The organism is Rhodococcus sp. IEGM 1406 (assembly GCF_030056745.1).
Lineage (GTDB): Bacteria > Actinomycetota > Actinomycetes > Mycobacteriales > Mycobacteriaceae > Rhodococcus_F > Rhodococcus_F erythropolis.
Genome location: NZ_JASHKO010000004.1, coordinates 89,739 through 110,149, shown reverse-complemented (window position 1 = coordinate 110,149; position 20,411 = coordinate 89,739). Strand labels below are relative to the sequence as shown.

Sequence of the window (20,411 nt, the reverse complement as noted above, 5' to 3'; positions counted from 1 at the left end):
AGGTGTGGAGGAATTTCGGAAAACGGCCGTCATCGAGTAGCCGTACAGCTGCGGGGAGGATCGACGAGCGAGCAGAAAGCCGGGGCCATGACGGGCACGTAGTCGGCCCCGACGCCGTTCTCGTGAATGATCCGGCGGTAGGCGTCGACGCCGTCGGTCGGGATTCGCGCCGCAGTGGGATCGCCGAGAACATCGACCGTGTAGAGGCCGAATCGAGGTCGGTACGAACCCCATTCGTAGTTGTCGGTGATGGACCAGTAGTTGTAGCCGATCACGTCGGCACCGTCTTCTCGGGCGCGTTCCATCCAATAGATGTGATCGCGTAAGTGATTCGCGCGTGTGTAACCGTCGGCGCGCGGCGCTCCATTGTCGGTGGGCATGCCGTTCTCGACGATGTAGAGGGGGAGCTCCGGATACTTGTCCGAGTACCGCATCAATGCGTCGTAGAGGCCTTCGGGTTGTGGTGTGACGTTGTAGAACTCGTCGAGTGCGGCGTACGCGGCAGTCGGATTATTCAGGGCCACGCCGTAGTAGTAGTCGATCCCGAGAAAGTCGAGCTTGTCGCGCACCCGATCCGTGAATACCGAATCGATCGCCTCGGACACGCCGGGAATGAAGGAGAAATTACTGCTCACGCGGGCACCGGGATCGAGAACATGGATGCGGTCGTAGATCGCCCGGTGGGCTCGGACCAATGAATCGAACATCGACGGTGCCTGGGTGAGTGCGATTCCGCCGTAGGTCAATTCACGCTGAACATACACAGTCGGCTCGTTGATCGTGATCCACAGCGCCCCGATTCCGGAGTACCGCTCGACTACCTTCTCTGCGTTGACCAGCCAATCGGCTTCCGTCTTCGGATTTGTCCAGCCGCCTTGATCGACAACCCATCCCGGATACACCCAGTGGTCGAGCGTGATCATCGGAGTCATGCCCCGCGCGCGGATGTGAGCCACCACGTCGTCGTAGTACGCGAATTCGGCCTCGTTCCAGCTCCCGGCGGCGGGCTGAACTCGCGCCCACTCGACGCCGAATCGGAAAACCTTCGATCCCAGATCGGCCGCCCGGTCGATGTCCTCGGCGTAGCGATGCCGGAAGTTGACCGAATCACCGATTTTGTCGTGGGTTCGTCCGGAATCGGAGTATCGAGACCAGTTGCTGTCCGGTGACGAACCTTCTGATTGGAATCCGGAGGTGGCAACGCCCCAGAGGAAGTCATCCGGTACCTCCGCCGAGGCGCGAGTGGGAAAGGCGAGCGCCCCGAGCAGGCACGTCAGTGCCATGAGTGCAGGCGTAATAGACCGTGACAGGGCTCCCATGCCTGGGAGACTAAGTCATACAAGTGTCCAGTCGCAGGCGTTTCGTCCGATCCGCCCGCGACTGGACCGTGTCACTCAGTGACCCAGCCGCTCAGAAATTCCGCTCAGAAAACCATGGTCATCGATCCCGGATTCCACGTCCCGGAGCGCTGAACGGTCGCTTCGTCGACCTGGGCAGGCACTGCACTCGGATCGATCGGTGTGTACTTCTCGATCGAACCCCAGTCGCGAGCCCAGTCGTTGTCGAGGTACGACGGAATGGTCTGAGCGGTCAGGAGCAGATCGATCCACCCCAACGGTCCACCGCCGTAGTGGTCCTGCCAGGCACTGGTCACGAGCGCGCCGGAATGGTCGGGAAGGATCCGATACTCGGGGACCTCGGCGATACCGACCCGATGATCGAAGGGGCGTTGGCACGGGAATGCCAGTCCGACAGCCCAATCCAGCATGACGGGCGCCTGCGAACCGACGACGTCGTTGAGCTTCTGGGTCTTCGGAACCCGCGGCGGGGTAACGGCCACCCATTGGTCGGGCTTGCTGTCGTAGTCGCTGACGACAAGTCGAATGCTGTTGGCTTCGACGGGAATCTGGTCCAGCGGCACACGCAGGTTCCGCCATGACGGTGCCGGACCGATGTCGAGGGGCGCGATCTTTCCGAGTGTTTCCACAGCGTCTGTTTCGGCATCGTCGACGCCACGCGCTGTTCCGTATTCGACCTCGACGTTCTGGCCGTAGGTGACGATTCCGTCCTTGTCGACCGACCGAACACGACCAGCGGTTGCAATCGAGATGATGTCTCCGCGTGTGGCGTTCTCGCCCACGTCGGGGAGTTGGTACCAGTCGCTGGTCAGAGTGCCGGGGGACGGCTGACCGTAACTACCCATGACGGGTGTTGTCGCCGGGTCGAGACCGAACGGCAACGCGACCGAACTACCGTTGACTCCGGTCTGTCCGGCGCCACCGCCGGTTCCGGCCGAGTTACCGGCGGTGTCCTCGGAGGTATCGACGGTGTTCGCGCCGCCGGTAGCCGTGGCTTCCTTGTCTGCTCGAAGGTCGGAGGCGACGCCATTCGGATCGAATCCCGTAGCCCCACCGGCGGAGAGTGCTGTGGCGACGCTGCCCGAGAGGGGCGTCAGCATCGAGGCGTTCGGATCGGTCTCGAGCAGAACGTCGTTGGCGAGTCCGCAGTGTTGGCCGAGAACGGCGTCGACGTTTGCACGGCCCACCGAATAGGCCGGGTATTGGGTGACCGCGCCCTTGGCCATGGACAGCACCTCGAAGAGGACCATGGCACCTGCGGCAATCGTCAGTGGCGAGATGGCAAGCAGTCGAGCGTGCTTCGCGGACGGTTCCTTCCCGGTGGTGTACGGCTCACGGAAGAAGTACCACGCGGCGACGCCGAGCATCAGCACCGTCAGCCCGAGGAGGACGGTGCTCGCGCCGAGTCCGCTGATCGACACCGGCTTGTCCCACCACGGAACGCTGTAGCTGGACACGTAGTAATAGCTGTTGCTGCCGGTGAATGCGACAGCCAGGAGAAACAGTACGGCTGCCGCGAAGAGGGCCCGATTGCGCGGCGAGCGCAGGAGTTTTGTACCCACGGCGACCGCCGTCATCATCGCCAGAACGGCGGTGAGTCCGGCAAAGATTCCGAAGTGGTGCGTCCACTTGGTCGGCGAGAACATCAGCAGTGGCAGTGCGCCGATCGTCACCCCCACGACGCGGCGTGACGGACCGGCGGCCAAACCGGGAATCCGGCCGCCCTTGCGCAGCATCATCGCGGTGCAGACGCCAAGGCACAGAACCATGACGAACACACCGAATCTGCGAGTCAGAGAACCGTCGACGGAGATGTTGAAGAGGTATTGGTAGCGGAGGTACTCGTCGAACCAGGGCTGATTCGGCGAGATCGAGTGGACGCGCTGCATCTCGATGACGGCGGCGAGGCTCTGATCGCCGAACGCGGGGATGAGAATCGACAATCCGGCAGCTAGCAGTGGCCCGACGGCCGCGACGTAACCGGTGGTGCGGGCACGTTCGATGATGATGCGCATGATCGGGCGGATTCCGGCGATCAGTGCGGCGAAGCAGATGAGGCCGGAAGGCCCGGCAGTCAAGGTGAATCCGGCGATCAGGATCGCGACTGCGACCGGTAGAAGTCGTCTCGTCGCGACGGCCCGCTCGATCGAGCACCACGTCAGCAGGACGCCGAGAGCAACGATCGGCTCGGGACGCAGTCCGTTGTTGAACGGAAGCCAGAACGCGAGGAAGACAAGCGCGCCGGTCCACAGGGCGAGCCGGTTTCCGCGAATTGCGGCTCCCAGTCGAGGCGCGACCTCGCGGCTGATGACGAGCCAGGTGATGATGCCTGCCAACAGAGCAGGCAGACGAACCCAGGGGCTTGCAGTGCTGACGTGCGCCAGGAGTCCGAGGATGTTGTAGTACGGCGTTCCGAACGGGGTCTCGGGGACCGCGAACCACCGGAAATAGTTGGACATGTAGCCCGATTGCTCGGAGGCCCTGGCCATCGTGAACTGGTAGCCGTCATCGGTGGTGGTAGCGCCGATGAAGTGCCAGAGCACCAGAGTTCCGACGACGACGCCGTCGAGGACGGTGAACTTCCACCATCGGGCGGGCAGAAATTTGCGTGTGCCCCGGCCGTCGCGGTTGTCGAGGCGGTGCAGCGCGAAGAGGGACACGACAGCCGTGAGTGCCCCGAGAATCATGGCGAGAGTCTTGATCACCGACGGGCTCGACGTGAAGCGAGAGTCCGCCTCGATCGAGACGTTCAAACCGGCTGATGCCGAATCGAGGTCGCTGAAGACGCCGACTACCTGTGGTCGGCTGTCGCCCTCGATGACGCGCGGTTCGGAACCGGTGGCGCTGAAGGTGGTTCGGGTCGGCTCGGCGGCGAGCGTGAGTGCGCATCCAGTTTGCAGATCAGCAACGGGTGTCGAGAGCAGCACTTGATCGCGCAGGACAAAGTCGACCCGAGCGGGAGCGTCGGCGGATTCGGGGGAGACAGTGGCAACAAATCCGTAGCGGCGCGCATCGGCGGCACCCGGGGGAGCCGTCGAGACGAGTGTTCCGCCGGTGGCGGCCAACTCGCTGATCGACGCGCACGGGATCGATGCCTCCATGCGCAGCGGTGTGTACGAGACCAATGGCGCCTCGACGCTTTTCGTCGACCCGGCCTGCGGCCAGTTGACGACGGCTGTGTCCTGCTCGATCGGCAGGAACGGCACTGATCCGCACAAAACTATGCCGAGGATCGATGCGACAATCGCAACGATCCGTGCTCGGTTCGGTCCGCTGGATCGCTGAGGGGTCGGCAAGGCCGGAGGTGCGGTCGTGGCCACGTCACTGTCTGTCACGACTTTGGACCCTAGCTGTGCGTGACGTGTTTGTTATAAAAGCGCGAGTAATGGGATGGTCGTGTTCCCGGTGCCGTTCCGCGGTGCGGGGGTTGTCGGCGATCGAGGCGGCGGTGCTGTGCACGAAGTTCACGAGTCCATTTCGTTGAGCCCACTACTGCGGCGTTCGACGGCCGCATTGTGCGTCGTCCTCGGAATTGTCCTGGTGATTGTCTGCGGGTTCGCGGCGATCGTGGAACACGACCCGGCGGGCTACGTCGGCGCCGCGTTGTCCGCGGTCCTGTCCTTCGGGTTGGCCGCGTACATGTGGAAGGTGCGCGTGATCATCACCACAGACGTCGAACGAGTGTCGATCGCGCTTTCTCCGGGGCTGCGTCAGGTATTTCGGTGGGACGAAGTTGTGTCTGCAACTGCAGTACATATCGGGATGGGCTCCGGAATCGGTTATCGAATGACCGGCCCAGGTATGCGGGTAATTCTCGCGTCACCCGGCGCCGGGGTCCGCTTTCGTCTGCACGACGGACGCGAAATCTCGGTGGCGACCGACCGAAGGGACGAGCTGATCGAACTCGCCCGGCGGCGGGCGCCGGACCTGCAGTGAGCGTCGCAGGTGGACCGGTGAAAAATGGGGTGCGCCTATCCTGGATAATTGACATCAGTTCTGTATTTCAGGCGCGTTGTTCAGGCCTGTAATGCCGGACCGGTTTGCTGCCGCTTGCACAGGCACCCCGTTTGCGTACGAGAGGAACTCTCATGCTTGCCCGCACCGACCTGCGTGGTCGTACCCCATCCACGGCCGAACTTCGCGCCGCGCTTCCCCGAGGTGGAGTGGATGTGGACGCGGTGCTGCATCAGGTTCGCCCGATGGTCGAAGCTGTTCGTGATCGCGGGGCAGAAGCCGCCCTCGAGTTCGGCGAGAAGTTCGACGGCGTTCGTCCGGCTTCGGTTCGTGTACCCGCAGCCGAGCTCGAGCGCGCACTTCGTGAACTCGACCCCGCAGTCAAGGAAGCCCTCGAGGTTGCGATCGAGCGCACCCGCAAGGTGCACGCCGATCAGCGTCGCAAGGACACCGTCACCGAGGTCGTTCCGGGTGGCACGGTCACCGAGCGTTGGGTGCCGGTCGAGCGCGTCGGGCTGTACGTACCCGGCGGCAATGCCGTGTACCCGTCGAGCGTTGTCATGAACGTCGTGCCGGCTCAGACGGCCGGCGTCGGGTCGCTTGTTGTCGCCTCGCCGCCCCAAGCCGACTTCGGCGGATTGCCGCACCCGACCATTCTTGCCGCCGCAGCCATGCTCGGCGTCGACGAGGTGTGGGCCGTCGGCGGCGGGCAGGGCGTCGCCCTCCTTACCTACGGCGGAACCGACACCGATGGAACCGAGCTTGTCCCGGTCGACCTCATCACCGGTCCCGGCAACATTTATGTCACTGCCGCAAAGCGTCTGTGCCGCGGACTGGTCGGCATCGACGCGGAAGCCGGTCCCACCGAGATCGCGATCCTCGCCGACCACACCGCTGACCCGGTCCACGTTGCCGCCGACCTCATCAGCCAGGCCGAGCACGACGTGATGGCCGCCAGCGTTCTTGTCACGACCAGCGTCGAATTGGCCGACGCCGTCGACAAGGCTCTGGCTGCGCAGCTCGAGATCACCAAGCACCGCGAACGCGTCACCACGGCACTGACCGGCAGCCAGTCGGGCACGGTGCTGGTTTCTGATGTTTCCGCTGGTCTGCGCGTCGTCAACGCTTATGCGGCCGAGCACCTCGAGATTCAGACCGAGGACGCAACCGGTGTCGCAGCTCAGGTCACCAGCGCTGGTGCCGTGTTCGTCGGCCCATGGGCGCCGGTCAGCCTCGGCGACTACTGCGCCGGCTCCAACCACGTTCTGCCGACGGCCGGGTGTGCACGTCACTCCTCCGGTCTGAGCGTGCAGACCTTCTTGCGTGGGATCCACGTGATCGACTACTCCGAGTCGGCTCTGAAAGACGTTGCCGGACACGTCATCACGCTCGCCAACGCGGAGGACCTGCCCGCTCACGGCGAGGCTGTGCGTCTGCGATTCGAGGCTCTGCGATGAGTAGTGCTCCTGGAGAATCGATTACGGTCGACGCCCTTCCGATTCGCGAGAACCTGCGTGGAAAGTCGGCATACGGCGCACCGCAATTGACGGTGCCTGTTCAGCTCAACACGAACGAGAACCCGCATCCGCCGACGCAGGCGCTCATCGACGATGTCGCCGAATCCGTGCGCGAAGCCGCGAAGGAACTGCACCGCTACCCCGACCGTGACGCTGTCGCGTTGCGGACGGATCTGGCGGCGTACCTGTCGAAGCAGACGGGTGTACCGGTCACCGTCGACAATCTGTGGGCGGCAAACGGATCGAACGAGATTCTGCAGCAGCTGTTGCAGGCATTCGCAGGTCCGGGACGTAGCGCGATGGGTTTTGTTCCCTCGTATTCGATGCACCCGATCATCGCCGACGGTACCGATACCGAGTGGGTCGAGGTCTTCCGTCGGGACGACTTCGCACTCGACGTGGATGCTGCCGTCACAGTGATCGAGGAACGTCGACCGGACGTCGTGTTCGTGACCAGTCCCAACAACCCGACCGGACACAGCGTCGGTATTGCGGAACTACGACGCATCCTCGACGTGGCGCCGGGCATCGTGATCGTCGACGAGGCGTACGCGGAGTTCTCCGCTGCCCCCAGCGCGATGACGCTGATCGACGAGTTCCCGGCCAAGCTGGTTGTGACCCGCACCATGAGCAAGGCTTTCGCGTTTGCCGGTGGCCGACTCGGCTACCTCGCCGCCGCTCCCGCGTTCATCGACGCACTGTTGTTGGTGCGCTTGCCGTATCACCTCTCGGTGGTCACGCAAGCGGCGGCACGTGCCGCCCTGCGTCACGCCGACGAGACCCTCGGCAGTGTCCACGCCTTGTCCGCCGAGCGTGATCGGGTGTCGAAGGCACTGGCGGACACCGGTTTCCGAGTGATTCCCAGTGACGCGAACTTCATCTTGTTCGGTCAGTTCACCGACAGCGCACAGGCGTGGAAGGAATACCTCGACCGCGGGGTTCTCATCCGCGACATCGGCATCCCCGGATATCTGCGGGCCACCGTGGGACTCGAAGCCGAGAACGACGCGTTCATCAAGGCCAGTGACGAAATCGCAGGCACCCAGCTGGTCGACACGAATTCAGGAGAGACGGCATGAGCGATCGCATCGCGCGGATTGAACGAACAACTCGGGAATCAAGCATCGTCGTCGAACTGAATCTGGACGGGACCGGCATCGTCGACGTCTCCACCGGCGTTCCGTTCTTCGACCACATGCTCAATGCCTTGGGTACGCACGCCAGCTTCGATCTGGACGTCAAGGCGAAGGGTGACGTCGAGATCGACGCCCACCACACCGTCGAGGACACCGCGATCGTTTTCGGCCAGGCGCTCGGCCAGGCACTCGGCGACAAGAAGGGCATCCGTCGTTTCGGCGACGCTTTCATCCCGATGGACGAAACGTTGGCGCACGCGTCGGTCGATGTCTCCGGTCGCCCTTACTGCGTGCACACCGGTGAGCCCGACTACATGGTGCATTCCGTCATCGGCGGGTACCCGGGTGTTCCGTATCACGCGGTGATCAACCGCCACGTGTTCGAGTCGATCGCATTGAATGCACGTATCGCACTGCACGTTCGGGTTCTGTACGGCCGCGATCAGCATCACATCACCGAAGCCGAGTACAAGGCCGTTGCGCGCGCTCTGCGTGAGGCGGTCGAGCCGGATCCGCGCGTGAGTGGCGTGCCGTCGACGAAGGGCAAACTGTGAGCGTCCTCTTCACCTACTTGCTGTTCATCGGCGCGGGTATTGCCGTGGGCGGCGCCTACTCGATGTTCAAGGTCAACAAGCTTGCGTCGGGAATCCTTCTGGCGTTGGCGGTTCTGGCGGCGGTAGCGGGCGCACTGCGTCTGTGACGCGAGATCCTGCTCCATCGCCGGGGTTGCTTCGCACTCCGGGCATGATCGGTGTCCTGATCATGGCGGCGGCAGCTTTCGGTGGCTGGTCGTTGCTGTTGCCGGTGGTGCCGTTGCTGGTTGCGCATTCCGGCGGATCGGATGCACTCGCCGGATCGGTGACCGGTGTCTTCATGGCGGCCACGGTCGTGACGCAACTGCTCGTGCCTCGGTTGTTGCGGACGCAGGGCTACCGGCGCGTGCTGGCGGTCGGATGTCTGCTCCTCGGTCCACCGTCGTTGGTGCTGTTGATCTCGGCCGACGCCGGCCCCGTCCTGGCGGTTTCCGCGGTGCGAGGAATCGGTTTCGGCATGCTGACTGTTGCCGGCAGTGCGCTCGTGGCGGAGTTGGCGCCCAAACGAATTCTGGGCCGTGCCACCGGCGCTCAGGGAATCGCGATCGCAGCGTCACAAATGGCGGGGCTTCCGCTGGGGCTTGCGATCATGGAACGGTGGTCGGCAACACCGGTGTTCGTTCTCGGTGCGCTGATCCCGGCACTCGCGCTGGTGGCCATTGCCGGGTTGCCGAAGATCTTCGCCCAGCCCACCGGCGAATCCGCCCGGTTGAGTGTGTTCGTCGTCTTGGTCCCGGTGCTCGCTCTGGCGTGTGTGTCCGCGTCGTTCGGCGGGCTGTCGTCTCTACTGCCGATCGCAATCTCGGAGCGCGCGGCCGTTGCAGGTGTGGTGTTGGCGACCGCCAGTGGATCGATGTTGATCGGCCGGTACTCGGCGGGCCTGATCGCCGATCGTCTCGGCAGTGGTCGGACACTCGCGCCGGCATTGGCGTCGTCGACCATCGGATTGGTGCTGTTCGCGATCAACGTCGACGGCGGGTCGACGCCGGTCTTGTTCTGCGCGGCGGTCCTTTTCGGGCTCGGGTTCGGGGCGGTGCAGAACGAATCCTTGGTCATGGCGTTTCAGGCTGCCGGGCCGAGGCAACTCGGATCCGCCAGCGCGATCTGGAACATCGGCTACGACGCCGGCACCGGAATCGGTGCACTGGCGTTGGGATTCGTGGCCACGACTGCCGGCTATGCGTGGGTCTTCGCGGTCTCCGCGGTCGTTGTCGCTCTGCTCCCGGCACTGGCCGCGGGCGGCAAAGTGATCGGCAGCAGGGTTGCCCGATAGAGTTGGGGCATGAGCGCTTCCACGATTGCTGTACTCGATTACGGCTCCGGCAACCTGCATTCGGCTACTCGCGCACTGGCGCGCACCGGGGCGCAGGTGGAGGTGACCAACGATATGAAGGTTGCATTGGCGGCCGACGGTCTGGTGGTGCCCGGCGTCGGTGCGTTCGCGGCCTGCATGGAAGGTCTGCGCGCAGTCCAGGGTGACCGAATCATCGGTAGACGCTTGGCCGGTGGCCGACCGGTGCTGGGTATCTGCGTCGGCATGCAGATTCTGTTCGACAGGGGAGTCGAATTCGGTGTCGAGGCGGAGGGCTGCGGCGAATGGCCTGGCACCGTCGAGAGGCTGCAAGCAGAGGTTTTGCCGCACATGGGCTGGAACACCGTGGAGGCTCCGGAGTCGAGCACGCTGTTCAAGGGTATCGACGCCGACACCCGCTTCTACTTCGTTCACTCGTACGGTGTGCAGAGTTGGGAGCTCGCGCCGTCCGAGCACATCGCACCTCCGAAGCTGACGTGGGCAGATCACGGCGGAAAGTTCCTCGCTGCCGTCGAGAACGGTGCGTTGTCGGCAACGCAGTTCCACCCCGAGAAATCCGGCGACGCAGGCGCCGAGTTGCTGAGCAACTGGGTGCAGAGTTTGTGACCGGGAGTTCCGGCCCGAACCGTGGCGACGACTTTTCCCTCGCTCGTCTGGCGTTGTTCTCGCTCGGCGCCGCTGTGGCTGCGTTGGTGGTCGCCACCGTCGTCATCGTCGTGCTCAAACCCTCGCCGGGTGTCGGTCTCGCGATCGGTCTCGTGGGGGTCGTTGCTGCGATCGCGGCAATGGGCGTCGTATCCAAGCGGATGACCCGAAAAGCGTTCGGTGACCCGGAAGACGGTTCGAGGTCCTGACCTACTAGGGTTACCGCACGTGAGCCTGGTCCTTTTGCCTGCTGTAGATGTTGTCAACGGTGAAGCTGTTCGCCTCGTGCAAGGAGAGGCGGGAAGTGAGACCGGTTACGGGTCGCCCCGCGACGCTGCTCTTGCGTGGCAGAACGACGGTGCCGAATGGGTGCATCTTGTCGACCTCGACGCCGCTTTCGGGCGTGGGTCCAACAGCGAACTGCTGGCAGGCGTCATCGGCGACCTGACGGTCAAGGTGGAACTCTCCGGAGGAATCCGCGACGACGCTTCCCTGGAAGCTGCACTGGCCACCGGCTGTGCCCGTGTCAATCTCGGAACCGCCGCTATCGAAGATCCCGAGTGGTGTGCCCGTGCATTGGCCAAGTACGGCGACAAGATCGCCGTCGGACTCGACGTTCGTCTGGTCGACGGCCAGTACCGCACCCGTGGGCGCGGTTGGGTCACCGACGGCGGCGATCTGTGGGAGACCCTGGCCCGTCTCGATCGCGACGGCTGCACCCGTTACGTCGTCACCGACGTCTCCAAAGACGGCACACTCACCGGTCCCAACCTCGAACTTCTCAGTCAGGTCTGCGCTGTCACCGACGCTCACGTCGTCGCCTCCGGTGGTGTGTCGACCATCGAGGATCTGCTCGCCATTTCCAGCCTGGTTGATCAGGGTGTCGAGGGCGCGATCGTGGGCAAGGCGCTGTATGCCGGTCGCTTCACTCTCCCCGAAGCGCTGGCAGCAGTTTCCGGATAGATTTTCCAGATGACTCCGACGCGTGACCTCGACGAACTTCTCGCGATTGCGGGTCGGCTTCTCGACGGCGTCCACGATCAGTTCGTCGCCGGTGTCGGCGCCCCGAGTGCGGTCCGCAAGGGCTGGGGTGATTTTGCCACCGAGGTCGATCTTGCGCTCGAGAAGCGGTTGACCGCGGAGTTGTTCGAGCAGACCGGCATCGAGGTGCACGGCGAGGAATTCGGCGGCCCAGACGTCGGTTCGGGGCTCGTCTGGGTTCTCGACCCCGTCGACGGTACTTTCAACTACTCGGCCGGATTGCCCACTGCCGGAACACTGTTGGCGCTTCTCGACGATGGTGTCCCGGTACTCGGATTGACCTGGCTTCCGTTGATCGGTCACACGTACGCCACTCGTGCCGGCGGTCCGTTGTTGGTCAACGGAATCGCCGTACCGCCGCTGGAGCCAACCGATCTGGCGTCGTCGATCGTCGGATTGGGTGCCCTCAACGTCAACAGTCGCGGCCGGATCCCCGGCAGTTTCCGTCTCGACCTCCTCGCCGAGATCAGCAAGGTGTCCTCGCGGATCCGGATACACGGCTCCACCGGAGTCGATCTCGCTTTCACGGCGGCCGGCATCCTGGGCGGAGCGATCGTCTACGGCCGCAACGCGTGGGACAATGCGGCCGGGGTCGCTCTCGTTCGCGGTGCGGGCGGGGTGGTCACCGATCTGGCCGGCAACCCGTGGACAGTAGAATCGGAGTCGGTGCTCGCTGCCGCCCCGGGCATCCACGGTGAGATTCTCGATATCCTCAACGCGCTCGGTGATCCGCGCGCTTCGTCCTCAGGAGGACCACAGTCATGACCCTCGCAGTTCGTGTGATTCCGTGCCTCGACGTCGACGCCGGACGAGTGGTCAAGGGTGTCAACTTCGAGAATCTTCGCGACGCCGGAGATCCCGTGGAACTCGCGGCAGCGTACGACGCTCAGGGCGCCGACGAACTGACCTTCCTGGACGTCACCGCCTCCACGTCGGATCGTGGCACGATGCTCGACGTCGTAAGTCGTACTGCCGAGCAGGTTTTCATTCCTCTGACCGTCGGCGGTGGAGTGCGCACGGTCGCGGACGTCGATCGTCTGCTGCGTGCCGGTGCCGACAAGGTCAGCGTCAACACCGCGGCGATTGCGCGCCCGGAACTGCTCAAGGAACTGAGTGAGCGTTTCGGCTCGCAGTGCATCGTCCTCTCGGTCGACGCCCGCACCGTTCCCCAGGGGCAGCCGGACACACCGTCGGGGTGGGAGGTCACCACGCACGGGGGCAAGCGCGGCACGGGCATCGACGCTGTCGAGTGGGCCGAGCGTGGTGCCGAGTTGGGAGTGGGGGAGATCCTGCTCAACTCGATGGACGCCGACGGCACCAAAGCGGGCTTCGACCTTCTGATGATCCGCGCTGTCCGGGCGGCAGTCCACGTACCGGTGATCGCCAGTGGCGGTGCCGGCCTGGTCGAGCACTTTGCCCCGGCAGTCGAAGCGGGCGCAGACGCAGTTCTCGCAGCGAGCGTCTTCCACTTCGGCGATCTGAGCATCCCGGAGGTCAAGGATGCGATGCGTGCCGAGGGAATCGTCGTTCGCTAGGCGTTCTCGGCGCGGATTCCGTCGAACATGAGGCGGCTGATGGCTTGGTTCAGCGTGGTGCAGTCGACGGACGAATCGGCTCGCAATCCTTGAATCGCACTTGCCAGCATCATGCCGTTGACGGCCTGCGCAGTGTTGTCGACGTCGAGGTCGGCGCGTAGATAGCCGCATTCGACTCCGTGATGCAGGTACGCCGCGGTCAAGGATGCCGACTGGTCGAGTAGATCGAGCATCCGGCCAGTGAGATCGGCGTCGACGCCTGTCGTCTCGAAGAGCAGAACCCGCGGAATGCGCGGGTCGTCGAAGAAGATGCGGGGGAGCGCTTCGGCGATGCGACCGACCTGGGCGCGGTACTCGTCCAATGAATTTGCTGCGTCAGGGGCATTTTCGACGGCGAGTGCGCTGATGATCTTTGCGATCAGATCGTCGATGACGTGGTCGATGATGTCGCGCTTGTTCTCGAAGTACCGGTAGAAGGTCCCGTGACCGATTCCGAGAGTTGTTGCGATATCGGCAATTCCGGTCGCGTGGTAGCCGCGTTCCGCGAAGCACTCGAATGATGCGTCGATGATCTCGCGGCGCAATTCCGCTTTTTTTCGTTCCGCTCGGGTCATGGCCTTCGTCACGTCTGGAATGATACCGTTCTCAATAACGGAATGACGTGTCAGTTTCTGATGTGCAGTTCACGGGTGCGTGGTTCATGGGTGTGCAGTTCATGAGAGGGATTCTCCGATGGCAGTGCAGTACGACGCAGTAGTGGTGGGGGCGGGCTTCGGCGGAATGGGTGCGGCCATTCAACTCAAGCGGATGGGCCTGGACAACCTGGCGATTCTCGAGCGTGAGGACGATCTGGGTGGAACCTGGCACGTCAACCGCTATCCCGGTTTGGCTGTCGACATCGCGTCGGTCACCTACTCGTATTCGTTCGAGCCCAATCCGAACTGGTCCAGGCTCTTCGCACCGGGTGCCGAACTCAAGAAGTACGCCGATCATGTCGCGGACAAGTACGACCTGCGGAAGCACATGACGTTCGGTGCCGTGGTCAACGGAGCCCGCTGGGACGAAGATTCCTCGCACTGGGTGGTCTCCGTGGAGGGGGCACCGGACATCACTGCCAAGTACCTCCTGACTGCGACGGGTTTCCTCTCGCAGCCCCATCGACCGGACATCTCCGGTATCGACGAATTTGCGGGCAAGATCATCCACACCACCGCCTGGGACGATTCCTACGACTTGTCGGGCACCAAGACTGCAATCATCGGAACCGGCGCCACCGCCGTGCAGTTGATCCCCGAGGTGGCGCGGGAGGCCGCAGAGTTGACCGTCTACCAACGCACCCCGATTTGGGTCGTTCCCAAGATCGACGTCCCCATTCCGAGCGCAGTGCAGAAGCTGTTCTCGCGCATTCCGCTCACCCAGCGAATCGCCCGCGCTGTCAGTTCGTCGATACTCGAAATGATCATGGTCAGTGCGGTCCTGCATTACAAGCAGGTCAAACTGTTGAACAAGGGCGCTGCAGCCGCATCACGAGCGTTTCTGCGGTCGCAGGTCCGTGACGCGCATCTCCGCGAGCAACTCACACCGGACTACGACTTCGGGTGCAAGCGACCCACATTCTCGAACAGCTATTTCCGTACCTTCACCAAAGACAACGTGCACCTCGAAACCACGTCGATCGACCACATTGCTGCCGACGGAATCGTCACGGCCGACGGCCGCAAGACCGAGATCGACACGCTGGTGCTGGCAACGGGATTCAACCTCTGGGATGTGAACTTTCCGGCCATCGAGGTTATCGGCCGTGAGGGCCGAAACCTCGGTAAGTGGTGGCGCGACAACCGTTTCCAGGCCTATGAGGGGGTCGCGGTTCCCTACTTCCCCAATTTCCTCACGCTCGCCAGTCCGTACTCGTACAGCGGGTTGTCCTACTTCACGACTATCGAATCCCAGATGCAGCACATGGATCGACTGTTCGGTGAGGTGAAACGGCGTGGCGCGGAGACGTTCGAGGTCACCGAAACCGCCAACGCCGAGTTCCTGGACCGGATGACGGAGAACCTCGCGGACTCCGTCTTTTACGGCGGCAGTTGCCAGACTTCGCGGAGCTACTACTTCAATCAGCACGGGGAGGCGGCGATCCTGCGGCCCACGTCTACACGCAATGCGTTTGTCGAAGCGAAACGCTTTCCGCTCGAGGATTATTCGATCAGCTAGGCGGGCATGCCCCGTGTTCGGCTATCTCGCCGATCTGACTCCGCTCGGAACCGATATCACGGGATAGCGGTTCTGCCGGTTCAGTCGGGAAGAGACCGAGCTGTGTATCAGTTGGCTCACCGCGGAGGCAGCGCCTTTTCGCGGTGAGCCGATCACGATGGTGAAGGCGTCGTACTTGTCCGCGGTCGCGAGGATGACACCGGCCGGGTCGCCGTAGGTGCAGTCGTATGTCCAGGTGTCCGTGTGCGAGGCAAGTGTCGAGGTTGTCTGTTCGCGTTGCGACACCATCTCGTCGTGCAGACGCGTTTCGAACTGTGGTGAGTCGGTTTCGACAGGCAAGTCCTCGGCGGTGATGCAGTGAACGACGTGGAGTGCTGAATCATCCTTGGCGGCAAGCGTCAATCCGTAGCTGACGACATTCTTGCTGCTCAGGCCTGTGCCGATCCCGACAACGATGTGGCGGGCCGGGACGCGATCGGTGCTCGCGTTCACGAGGTGGCAGGTGTACTCCGGGTGTGGGCCGTCATGACGTTGATGGTTCATGTCGGATCCTCTTCCAGAGCGAGAAGCGAAGAAACTTCCATTCTACGGCGACCAAGCAGGGGAATTCCACGGAAGTCACAGGTGGAAGGTATAAACATCATATGAGTCTTGATCCCGCAATCGCGGCGAAGCTGAAGCGAAACGACGCCGGACTGTTCAGCGCGGTTGCTCAGGAGAAGTCGACCGGTGATGTGCTGATGGTCGCGTGGATGGACGACGAAGCGCTCGCGCGAACACTGGAAACCCGTAAGGGGACGTACTATTCGCGCTCGCGCCAGCAGTACTGGGTCAAGGGTGAGACGTCGGGGCACACCCAGTACGTCCACGAAGTGCGACTCGACTGTGACGGCGATTCGGTCTTGCTGATCGTCGATCAGGAGGGCGCCGCGTGCCACACCGGCACTCACACCTGTTTCGACACCGACGTCCTACTCGCTGCGGAACAGTGATACGAGATGGCCGCTGACAAGACTCCACAACCGCTCGATTACGCCTTCACCGCTCCCATCGAGAAAGACGGGGCGTTCGCGACATTTCTGACGGTGCCTGGTTCGGCGGAACTTCTGGGAACCAGGCGCGCTGTGAAGGTGGTCGGGACTCTCGATGGTGAACATCCCTTCGAGGCGACGCTGATGCCGTCCGGTGACGGTCCACACTGGCTTCCGCTGCGCGTGGCGCTCTGCAAGGCGATCGGCAAGAGCGCCGCTGGAGAAGAAGTATCGGTACATCTACAGCAGCGACTGAGCTGAAGTTTTCCCGAACCAAGGAGCGTCGTGGTCGACAGAGCGGTTGATTCGTTGCAGGTGGTAGCGCGAGGGCTGAGCCCGTTCGGCGGTGACGAGTCGAAAACACGCACGTTGCGCATGTCGCGGACCCTCGCGGCGCCCATCGGCACGGTCTGGGCGGCGATCACCGAGTTCGACCGCATTCCCCAATGGTTCATGCCGGTCGGGGGAGAAGCCAGGATCGGCGGCCACTATCAGCTCGAGGGCAACGCCGGCGGCGAAATTTTGGCGTGCGATGCTCCTCGAACACTTCGCATCACCTGGGAATACGGCGGCGATGTGAGCTACGTGACTGTGAATCTCGCCGAAAAAGGCAGTGGTGCAACGCTGTTCGACTTCGAACACGCCGCGGACGTAGCGCCGGATCGGTGGGCCGAGTACGGTCCAGGTGCCGTCGGTGTCGGGTGGGACATGGGACTGCTCGGGCTGGCTCGCCACGTGGAACTGGGGATCGCGACGCCACTCGAGACACCTGAGTGGTCGGCGAGCGACGAGGCCAAGGCATTCATCGCGGGAAACAGTGAACTGTGGGCCGAAGCTGCGATCGCATCGGGCGACGACCCGGATGCGGCTGCAGCCGCCGCTGCTCGCACGACCGCTGCATACACCGGGTAGATCACCTCTACGAGGACTAACATCGGATTAGTCTGGTTGTTGCGGGACTTCCGCGCCACGAGCGGAGACGACGATGGTGTATCGGCTCATCGAAGTAGTAACGGTGTTCGTTCACTTCGGGTTTGTCCTCTATGTGGTGCTGGGTGGGTTCGTGGCGTGGAAGTGGCGTCGTACCATCGGTTTCCACCTACTTGCAGTCGTCTGGGGAGCCGGTTCGATAGCGGTCGGATATGACTGCCCGCTGACCAATCTCGAGAACTGGGCCCGCCGAATGGCCGGTATCGCGGAGTTGCCGTCCACCGGATTCATCTCGCACTACATCACCGGCGTGTTCTATCCGGCGAGTATCGAAGGCCTTGTACAGGCGCTCGCGGCGACAGTGGTTGTCGGATCCTGGGTCGGATACGTGCTGCTCGGACGGCATTCGAAGGCTGAGGTCAAAGCGTCTTCAGTGTCGTGATTCCGTACAAACGATCCCTGCCGTTTCCAGATGGAAACGGCGGGGAGGCGCGATCAGGATTTACGCGCGAGTCAGTGCCACCACCGGAATTGTGCGGATCCCAGCTGTCTTCTCCGCGTATTCGGCAAATCCCGGGTATCGACTGGCCTGCTCGTCGTAGATGCGGTCACGCTTCTCGCCGGTTACTTCGCTGACGGAGACCGGGTATGTTTCGGTGCCGATCTCGACCTCTGCCTGGTCGGTGGCAACGAGGTTGTAGTACCAGTCGGGATTGGTCGGGGCACCGGCCTTGGATGCAAAAACGTAGATGGTCTTCGGATCCTGCTCGTCTGCCAGATACATCATGGGACTCACGAAATCGCGTCCGGATTTGCGTCCTGTGTGGTGGACCAACACCATGGGCGCACCTTCGAAGGGGCCACCTACCTTGCCCTCGTTCTCCCGAAATTCCGCAATGATTCCTGCGTTCCAATCGTCGGTACTCATCGTTGTCTCCCGGTCTGCGAGTGGCGAAGGGCTCTGCCGCCAAGCTTTGCACAACTGGTGAATCGACGAGAGGTCATCTTCGGCGTCCAGCATGATCTACTATCTACGTATGAACGCAGATAGTGGTGTTTGTCGCCGTAAGCTTCCCGATGATCAAGTCGACCTCGTCGTCGAGGTGTTCCGCATGCTGGCCGACGCAACCCGTGTGCAGGTTTTGTGGGCATTGGTAGACCGCGAGTGCTCGGTGAACGAACTGGCGGAACGCGTCGGCAAGCCGGCGCCCTCGGTGTCGCAGCACCTGGCGAAATTGCGCATGGCAAGGTTGGTACGAACGCGCCGCGATGGTACGACGGTGTTCTATCGCCTGGAGAACGACCATGTGCGCCAACTGGTTACGGACGCGGTCTTCAATGCGGAGCATGCCGGACCCGGATTGCCGGGGCATCACCGTAGTGAAGGTGAACTTCGGGAGATACACCCGGAGCGCTCGGCGAACGTCGATCGGACCGATCAAGAAGAAGGTGCGTCGTGACGCACGAACCCACGACGTCCCACGGCCACGGCCACGGCCACCGCCATGTCCACGGCCCGAAGGGGTTTCGATCGGCAGTTCGCGAAGTGTTCTCCCCGCACAGTCACGACGCTGCCGACAGTGTCGACGACGCATTGGAATCGAGCGCAATCGGCATCCGGGCGGTCAAGATCAGTCTTGTCGCGCTCGGCGTCACCGCAGTTGCTCAGGTTGCGATCGTGGCGATCTCGGGTTCGGTGGCGCTGCTTGCGGACACCATTCACAACTTCTCCGACGCGCTCACTGCAGTCCCACTCTGGATTGCCTTCGCGCTCGGTCGGCGCGCTGCGACCAGGCGCTATACCTATGGTTTCGGACGTGCGGAGGATTTGGCCGGACTGTTCGTGCTCGCCATGATCGCACTGTCGGCAGTGATCGCCGGTGTCGAGGCGGTGAGGCGATTGATCAACCCGGTCGAGATCGAGCACCTCGGTTGGGTAGCGGTGGCAGGTTTGATCGGTTTCATCGGAAACGAATTGGTGGCGTTGTATCGGATCAGGGTCGGCAGGCAAATCGGTTCAGCGGCCCTGGTGGCCGATGGATTGCATGCTCGGACCGACGGATTCACTTCGCTCGCAGTCCTTCTGGGGGCGGGGGGAGTTGCGCTGGGTTTCCCGTTGGCAGATCCGATCATCGGCCTTGTCATCACCGTTGCCATCGTGGCGGTGCTCAGGACTGCAGCGCGAGACGTCTTCCGGAGGTTGATGGACGGCGTCGAACCTGAGTTGGTGGACGACGCAGAGCATGCATTGATGCACGAACCTGGAGTCCTCGGTGTTCGTGATCTGAAGATGCGGTGGATCGGACACCGACTGCATGCCGATGCAGAACTCGACATCGATCCCCGGGCAACTCTTGCCGAAGCTCATGCGATAGCGCACAGCGCCGAGCATTCGCTTACTCACGCGGTGCCCAAACTCGCTACCGCGTTGGTGCATGCGTACCCGGCGCATGACGCGCCGAACTCCGAGGTCGGATACCGATCGCCTTCCCGGTGATCCGTGGCTGATGTCAAGCGGACGCGACTTCCCAGGCGAAACCGTCAGGATCCGCGAAGGGTTCGGACGCACCGGTGATGGTGATTCGGTGCGACCCGGTGCCCTCGGGAGCGAGCCCGGCGTCCTTTGCCAGGGCGCCTCGGCCGTACAGTGCCAGCGTGACATTGTTTGCTGCGCTGGTGAATTCGACGTACTTGCGGCCGAAGCTCTTCGACACCTCGAGGCCGTGGTCGAGGTAGAACTGCTTGCTGGCCTTGACGTCTTCGGCGCCGAGCAGCAGCACGAGGCTGTCGATTGTGCGGGTGGCGGGTTCATTGTTCTTCTTCGACGACGTGGCGATCTTCCAGATCGAACCGTCCGGAGCCTGAAGGACTCCGCCGTATCCCCAGAGGGATTTCTTCACCGGCTTCAAGACGGCGGCACCGGCTGCGAGTGCGGCGCCGACGAAGGCGTCGACGATGTTCGGTTGGGAGACGACGAGCGAAAGGGTGTACCCACGAAACCCGGTTGTCGGTTCGTTCGATTCGCGTAGCTGGATTCGATCTCCGACGCCGAGAGCGTTGTAGAAGGCTTCGGCTGCGACGAGGTCGGGTACGTCGAGGATCACGGATTGCGCGGTGGTCATCCGGGCGCTCCCTGCTGATGTGT

General features: G+C 62.9%; 24 protein-coding genes. 18 read left to right on the top strand and 6 right to left on the bottom strand.

The window, feature by feature from the left end; genetic code table 11:
* Nucleotides 1–29: 29 nt before the first annotated feature.
* Together QM596_RS19365 and QM596_RS19360 are read right to left on the bottom strand one after the other, a co-directional pair.
* The gene (locus tag QM596_RS19365; protein WP_283309929.1) at nt 30–1,283 is read right to left on the bottom strand and encodes a glycoside hydrolase family 1 protein; all 1,254 of its coding nucleotides are present in this window, start codon (nt 1,281–1,283) and stop codon (nt 30–32) included.
* A 140-nt stretch (nt 1,284–1,423) separates the two neighbouring features.
* Nucleotides 1,424–4,693, bottom strand: a complete 3,270-nt coding sequence (locus QM596_RS19360; RefSeq protein ID WP_502943409.1) for an arabinosyltransferase domain-containing protein — start codon at nt 4,691–4,693, stop codon at nt 1,424–1,426.
* Nucleotides 4,694–4,748: 55 nt separating this feature from the next.
* On the opposite strand from QM596_RS19360, the gene QM596_RS19355 reads away from it, so the two are divergent.
* The 11 genes from QM596_RS19355 (at nt 4,749) to hisF (ending at nt 13,091) form a co-directional block, all read left to right on the top strand.
* Nucleotides 4,749–5,294, top strand: coding sequence for a hypothetical protein (locus QM596_RS19355; RefSeq protein ID WP_283309698.1), 546 nt, complete (start codon nt 4,749–4,751; stop codon nt 5,292–5,294).
* Nucleotides 5,295–5,446: 152 nt separating this feature from the next.
* Entirely contained in the window at nt 5,447–6,769 is a 1,323-nt protein-coding gene (gene hisD, locus QM596_RS19350) for a histidinol dehydrogenase (RefSeq protein ID WP_020908000.1), read from the top strand.
* The gene (locus QM596_RS19345; RefSeq protein ID WP_019748776.1) at nt 6,766–7,908 is read left to right on the top strand and encodes a histidinol-phosphate transaminase; all 1,143 of its coding nucleotides are present in this window, start codon (nt 6,766–6,768) and stop codon (nt 7,906–7,908) included. The genes hisD and QM596_RS19345 overlap by 4 nt, the downstream gene beginning before the upstream one ends.
* On the top strand, nt 7,905–8,519 hold the full coding sequence (hisB, locus tag QM596_RS19340; RefSeq protein ID WP_283309697.1) for an imidazoleglycerol-phosphate dehydratase HisB: 615 nt from the start codon (nt 7,905–7,907) through the stop codon (nt 8,517–8,519). Before QM596_RS19345 ends, hisB begins: the two co-directional genes overlap by 4 nt.
* The gene (locus QM596_RS19335; protein WP_007732248.1) at nt 8,516–8,665 is read left to right on the top strand and encodes a CG2302 family histidine operon protein; all 150 of its coding nucleotides are present in this window, start codon (nt 8,516–8,518) and stop codon (nt 8,663–8,665) included. Before hisB ends, QM596_RS19335 begins: the two co-directional genes overlap by 4 nt.
* A gap of 44 nt (nt 8,666–8,709) precedes the next feature.
* Nucleotides 8,710–9,831, top strand: coding sequence for an MFS transporter (locus tag QM596_RS19330; RefSeq protein WP_024487482.1), 1,122 nt, complete (start codon nt 8,710–8,712; stop codon nt 9,829–9,831).
* 9 nt (nt 9,832–9,840) lie between these two features.
* Nucleotides 9,841–10,476, top strand: a complete 636-nt coding sequence (hisH, locus tag QM596_RS19325; RefSeq protein WP_003942389.1) for an imidazole glycerol phosphate synthase subunit HisH — start codon at nt 9,841–9,843, stop codon at nt 10,474–10,476.
* Entirely contained in the window at nt 10,473–10,724 is a 252-nt protein-coding gene (locus QM596_RS19320) for a hypothetical protein (RefSeq protein WP_283309696.1), read from the top strand. Before hisH ends, QM596_RS19320 begins: the two co-directional genes overlap by 4 nt.
* A 19-nt stretch (nt 10,725–10,743) precedes the next feature.
* Nucleotides 10,744–11,478 carry a bifunctional 1-(5-phosphoribosyl)-5-((5-phosphoribosylamino)methylideneamino)imidazole-4-carboxamide isomerase/phosphoribosylanthranilate isomerase PriA gene (priA, locus tag QM596_RS19315; protein WP_003942371.1) on the top strand — a complete coding sequence of 245 codons (735 nt, stop codon included), beginning with the start codon at nt 10,744–10,746 and terminating at the stop codon, nt 11,476–11,478.
* 9 nt (nt 11,479–11,487) lie between these two features.
* Nucleotides 11,488–12,321 (top strand): inositol monophosphatase family protein, encoded by an 834-nt coding sequence (locus tag QM596_RS19310; RefSeq protein ID WP_021333657.1) that lies wholly within the window; start codon nt 11,488–11,490, stop codon nt 12,319–12,321.
* Nucleotides 12,318–13,091: an imidazole glycerol phosphate synthase subunit HisF gene (gene hisF / locus QM596_RS19305; protein WP_003942380.1), complete on the top strand. Its 774-nt coding sequence runs from the start codon at nt 12,318–12,320 to the stop codon at nt 13,089–13,091. The genes QM596_RS19310 and hisF overlap by 4 nt, the downstream gene beginning before the upstream one ends.
* Here the strand turns inward: hisF and QM596_RS19300 are convergent.
* Complete coding sequence (locus QM596_RS19300; protein WP_438473337.1) at nt 13,088–13,705, bottom strand: TetR/AcrR family transcriptional regulator; 618 nt, start codon at nt 13,703–13,705, stop codon at nt 13,088–13,090. The two genes, hisF and QM596_RS19300, sit on opposite strands and share 4 nt — an antisense overlap.
* A gap of 118 nt (nt 13,706–13,823) precedes the next feature.
* Here QM596_RS19300 and QM596_RS19295 point away from each other — a divergent pair, with 118 nt between their 5' ends.
* The gene (locus tag QM596_RS19295; protein ID WP_283309694.1) at nt 13,824–15,305 is read left to right on the top strand and encodes a flavin-containing monooxygenase; all 1,482 of its coding nucleotides are present in this window, start codon (nt 13,824–13,826) and stop codon (nt 15,303–15,305) included.
* 21 nt (nt 15,306–15,326) lie between these two features.
* Here QM596_RS19295 and QM596_RS19290 read toward each other — a convergent pair whose 3' ends face one another.
* Nucleotides 15,327–15,848, bottom strand: coding sequence for a universal stress protein (locus tag QM596_RS19290; protein ID WP_021344483.1), 522 nt, complete (start codon nt 15,846–15,848; stop codon nt 15,327–15,329).
* Nucleotides 15,849–15,949: 101 nt separating this feature from the next.
* Here QM596_RS19290 and hisI point away from each other — a divergent pair, with 101 nt between their 5' ends.
* The 4 genes from hisI to QM596_RS19270 all read left to right on the top strand — a co-directional run bounded on the left by hisI (nt 15,950) and on the right by QM596_RS19270 (nt 17,708).
* Entirely contained in the window at nt 15,950–16,297 is a 348-nt protein-coding gene (gene hisI / locus QM596_RS19285) for a phosphoribosyl-AMP cyclohydrolase (RefSeq protein WP_003942390.1), read from the top strand.
* A 6-nt stretch (nt 16,298–16,303) separates the two neighbouring features.
* The gene (locus tag QM596_RS19280) at nt 16,304–16,597 is read left to right on the top strand and encodes a DUF1905 domain-containing protein (protein WP_019748768.1); all 294 of its coding nucleotides are present in this window, start codon (nt 16,304–16,306) and stop codon (nt 16,595–16,597) included.
* Between the two features lie 24 nt (nt 16,598–16,621).
* A complete protein-coding gene (locus QM596_RS19275; RefSeq protein ID WP_195791356.1) occupies nt 16,622–17,248 on the top strand; it encodes an SRPBCC family protein in 627 nt (208 codons plus the stop codon).
* A 73-nt stretch (nt 17,249–17,321) separates the two neighbouring features.
* Nucleotides 17,322–17,708: a DUF2784 domain-containing protein gene (locus QM596_RS19270; RefSeq protein ID WP_075833371.1), complete on the top strand. Its 387-nt coding sequence runs from the start codon at nt 17,322–17,324 to the stop codon at nt 17,706–17,708.
* A gap of 60 nt (nt 17,709–17,768) precedes the next feature.
* Here the strand turns inward: QM596_RS19270 and QM596_RS19265 are convergent, their stop codons facing one another.
* Entirely contained in the window at nt 17,769–18,194 is a 426-nt protein-coding gene (locus tag QM596_RS19265) for a nitroreductase/quinone reductase family protein (protein WP_029255500.1), read from the bottom strand.
* Nucleotides 18,195–18,303: 109 nt separating this feature from the next.
* Between QM596_RS19265 and QM596_RS19260 the strand changes: the two genes are divergently transcribed.
* Nucleotides 18,304–18,726 (top strand): ArsR/SmtB family transcription factor, encoded by a 423-nt coding sequence (locus tag QM596_RS19260; RefSeq protein ID WP_003942406.1) that lies wholly within the window; start codon nt 18,304–18,306, stop codon nt 18,724–18,726.
* Nucleotides 18,723–19,763: a cation diffusion facilitator family transporter gene (locus QM596_RS19255; protein WP_021344478.1), complete on the top strand. Its 1,041-nt coding sequence runs from the start codon at nt 18,723–18,725 to the stop codon at nt 19,761–19,763. Before QM596_RS19260 ends, QM596_RS19255 begins: the two co-directional genes overlap by 4 nt.
* A gap of 13 nt (nt 19,764–19,776) precedes the next feature.
* Here the strand turns inward: QM596_RS19255 and QM596_RS19250 are convergent, their stop codons facing one another.
* Nucleotides 19,777–20,388, bottom strand: coding sequence for a VOC family protein (locus QM596_RS19250; RefSeq protein WP_019748763.1), 612 nt, complete (start codon nt 20,386–20,388; stop codon nt 19,777–19,779).
* Nucleotides 20,389–20,411: the final 23 nt, after the last annotated feature.

Coding starts and splice junctions, on each gene's coding strand:
- QM596_RS19365 (WP_283309929.1), bottom strand. CDS start 1,283: ATGGCACTGACGTGCCTGCTCGGGGCGCTCGCCTTTCCCACTCGCGCC.
- QM596_RS19355 (WP_283309698.1), top strand. CDS start 4,749: ATGGTCGTGTTCCCGGTGCCGTTCCGCGGTGCGGGGGTTGTCGGCGAT.
- hisD (WP_020908000.1), top strand. CDS start 5,447: ATGCTTGCCCGCACCGACCTGCGTGGTCGTACCCCATCCACGGCCGAA.
- QM596_RS19345 (WP_019748776.1), top strand. CDS start 6,766: ATGAGTAGTGCTCCTGGAGAATCGATTACGGTCGACGCCCTTCCGATT.
- hisB (WP_283309697.1), top strand. CDS start 7,905: ATGAGCGATCGCATCGCGCGGATTGAACGAACAACTCGGGAATCAAGC.
- QM596_RS19330 (WP_024487482.1), top strand. CDS start 8,710: ATGATCGGTGTCCTGATCATGGCGGCGGCAGCTTTCGGTGGCTGGTCG.
- hisH (WP_003942389.1), top strand. CDS start 9,841: ATGAGCGCTTCCACGATTGCTGTACTCGATTACGGCTCCGGCAACCTG.
- QM596_RS19310 (WP_021333657.1), top strand. CDS start 11,488: ATGACTCCGACGCGTGACCTCGACGAACTTCTCGCGATTGCGGGTCGG.
- hisF (WP_003942380.1), top strand. CDS start 12,318: ATGACCCTCGCAGTTCGTGTGATTCCGTGCCTCGACGTCGACGCCGGA.
- QM596_RS19300 (WP_438473337.1), bottom strand. CDS start 13,705: ATGACCCGAGCGGAACGAAAAAAAGCGGAATTGCGCCGCGAGATCATC.
- QM596_RS19295 (WP_283309694.1), top strand. CDS start 13,824: ATGGCAGTGCAGTACGACGCAGTAGTGGTGGGGGCGGGCTTCGGCGGA.
- QM596_RS19290 (WP_021344483.1), bottom strand. CDS start 15,848: ATGAACCATCAACGTCATGACGGCCCACACCCGGAGTACACCTGCCAC.
- hisI (WP_003942390.1), top strand. CDS start 15,950: ATGAGTCTTGATCCCGCAATCGCGGCGAAGCTGAAGCGAAACGACGCC.
- QM596_RS19280 (WP_019748768.1), top strand. CDS start 16,304: ATGGCCGCTGACAAGACTCCACAACCGCTCGATTACGCCTTCACCGCT.
- QM596_RS19270 (WP_075833371.1), top strand. CDS start 17,322: ATGGTGTATCGGCTCATCGAAGTAGTAACGGTGTTCGTTCACTTCGGG.
- QM596_RS19265 (WP_029255500.1), bottom strand. CDS start 18,194: ATGAGTACCGACGATTGGAACGCAGGAATCATTGCGGAATTTCGGGAG.
- QM596_RS19260 (WP_003942406.1), top strand. CDS start 18,304: ATGAACGCAGATAGTGGTGTTTGTCGCCGTAAGCTTCCCGATGATCAA.
- QM596_RS19250 (WP_019748763.1), bottom strand. CDS start 20,388: ATGACCACCGCGCAATCCGTGATCCTCGACGTACCCGACCTCGTCGCA.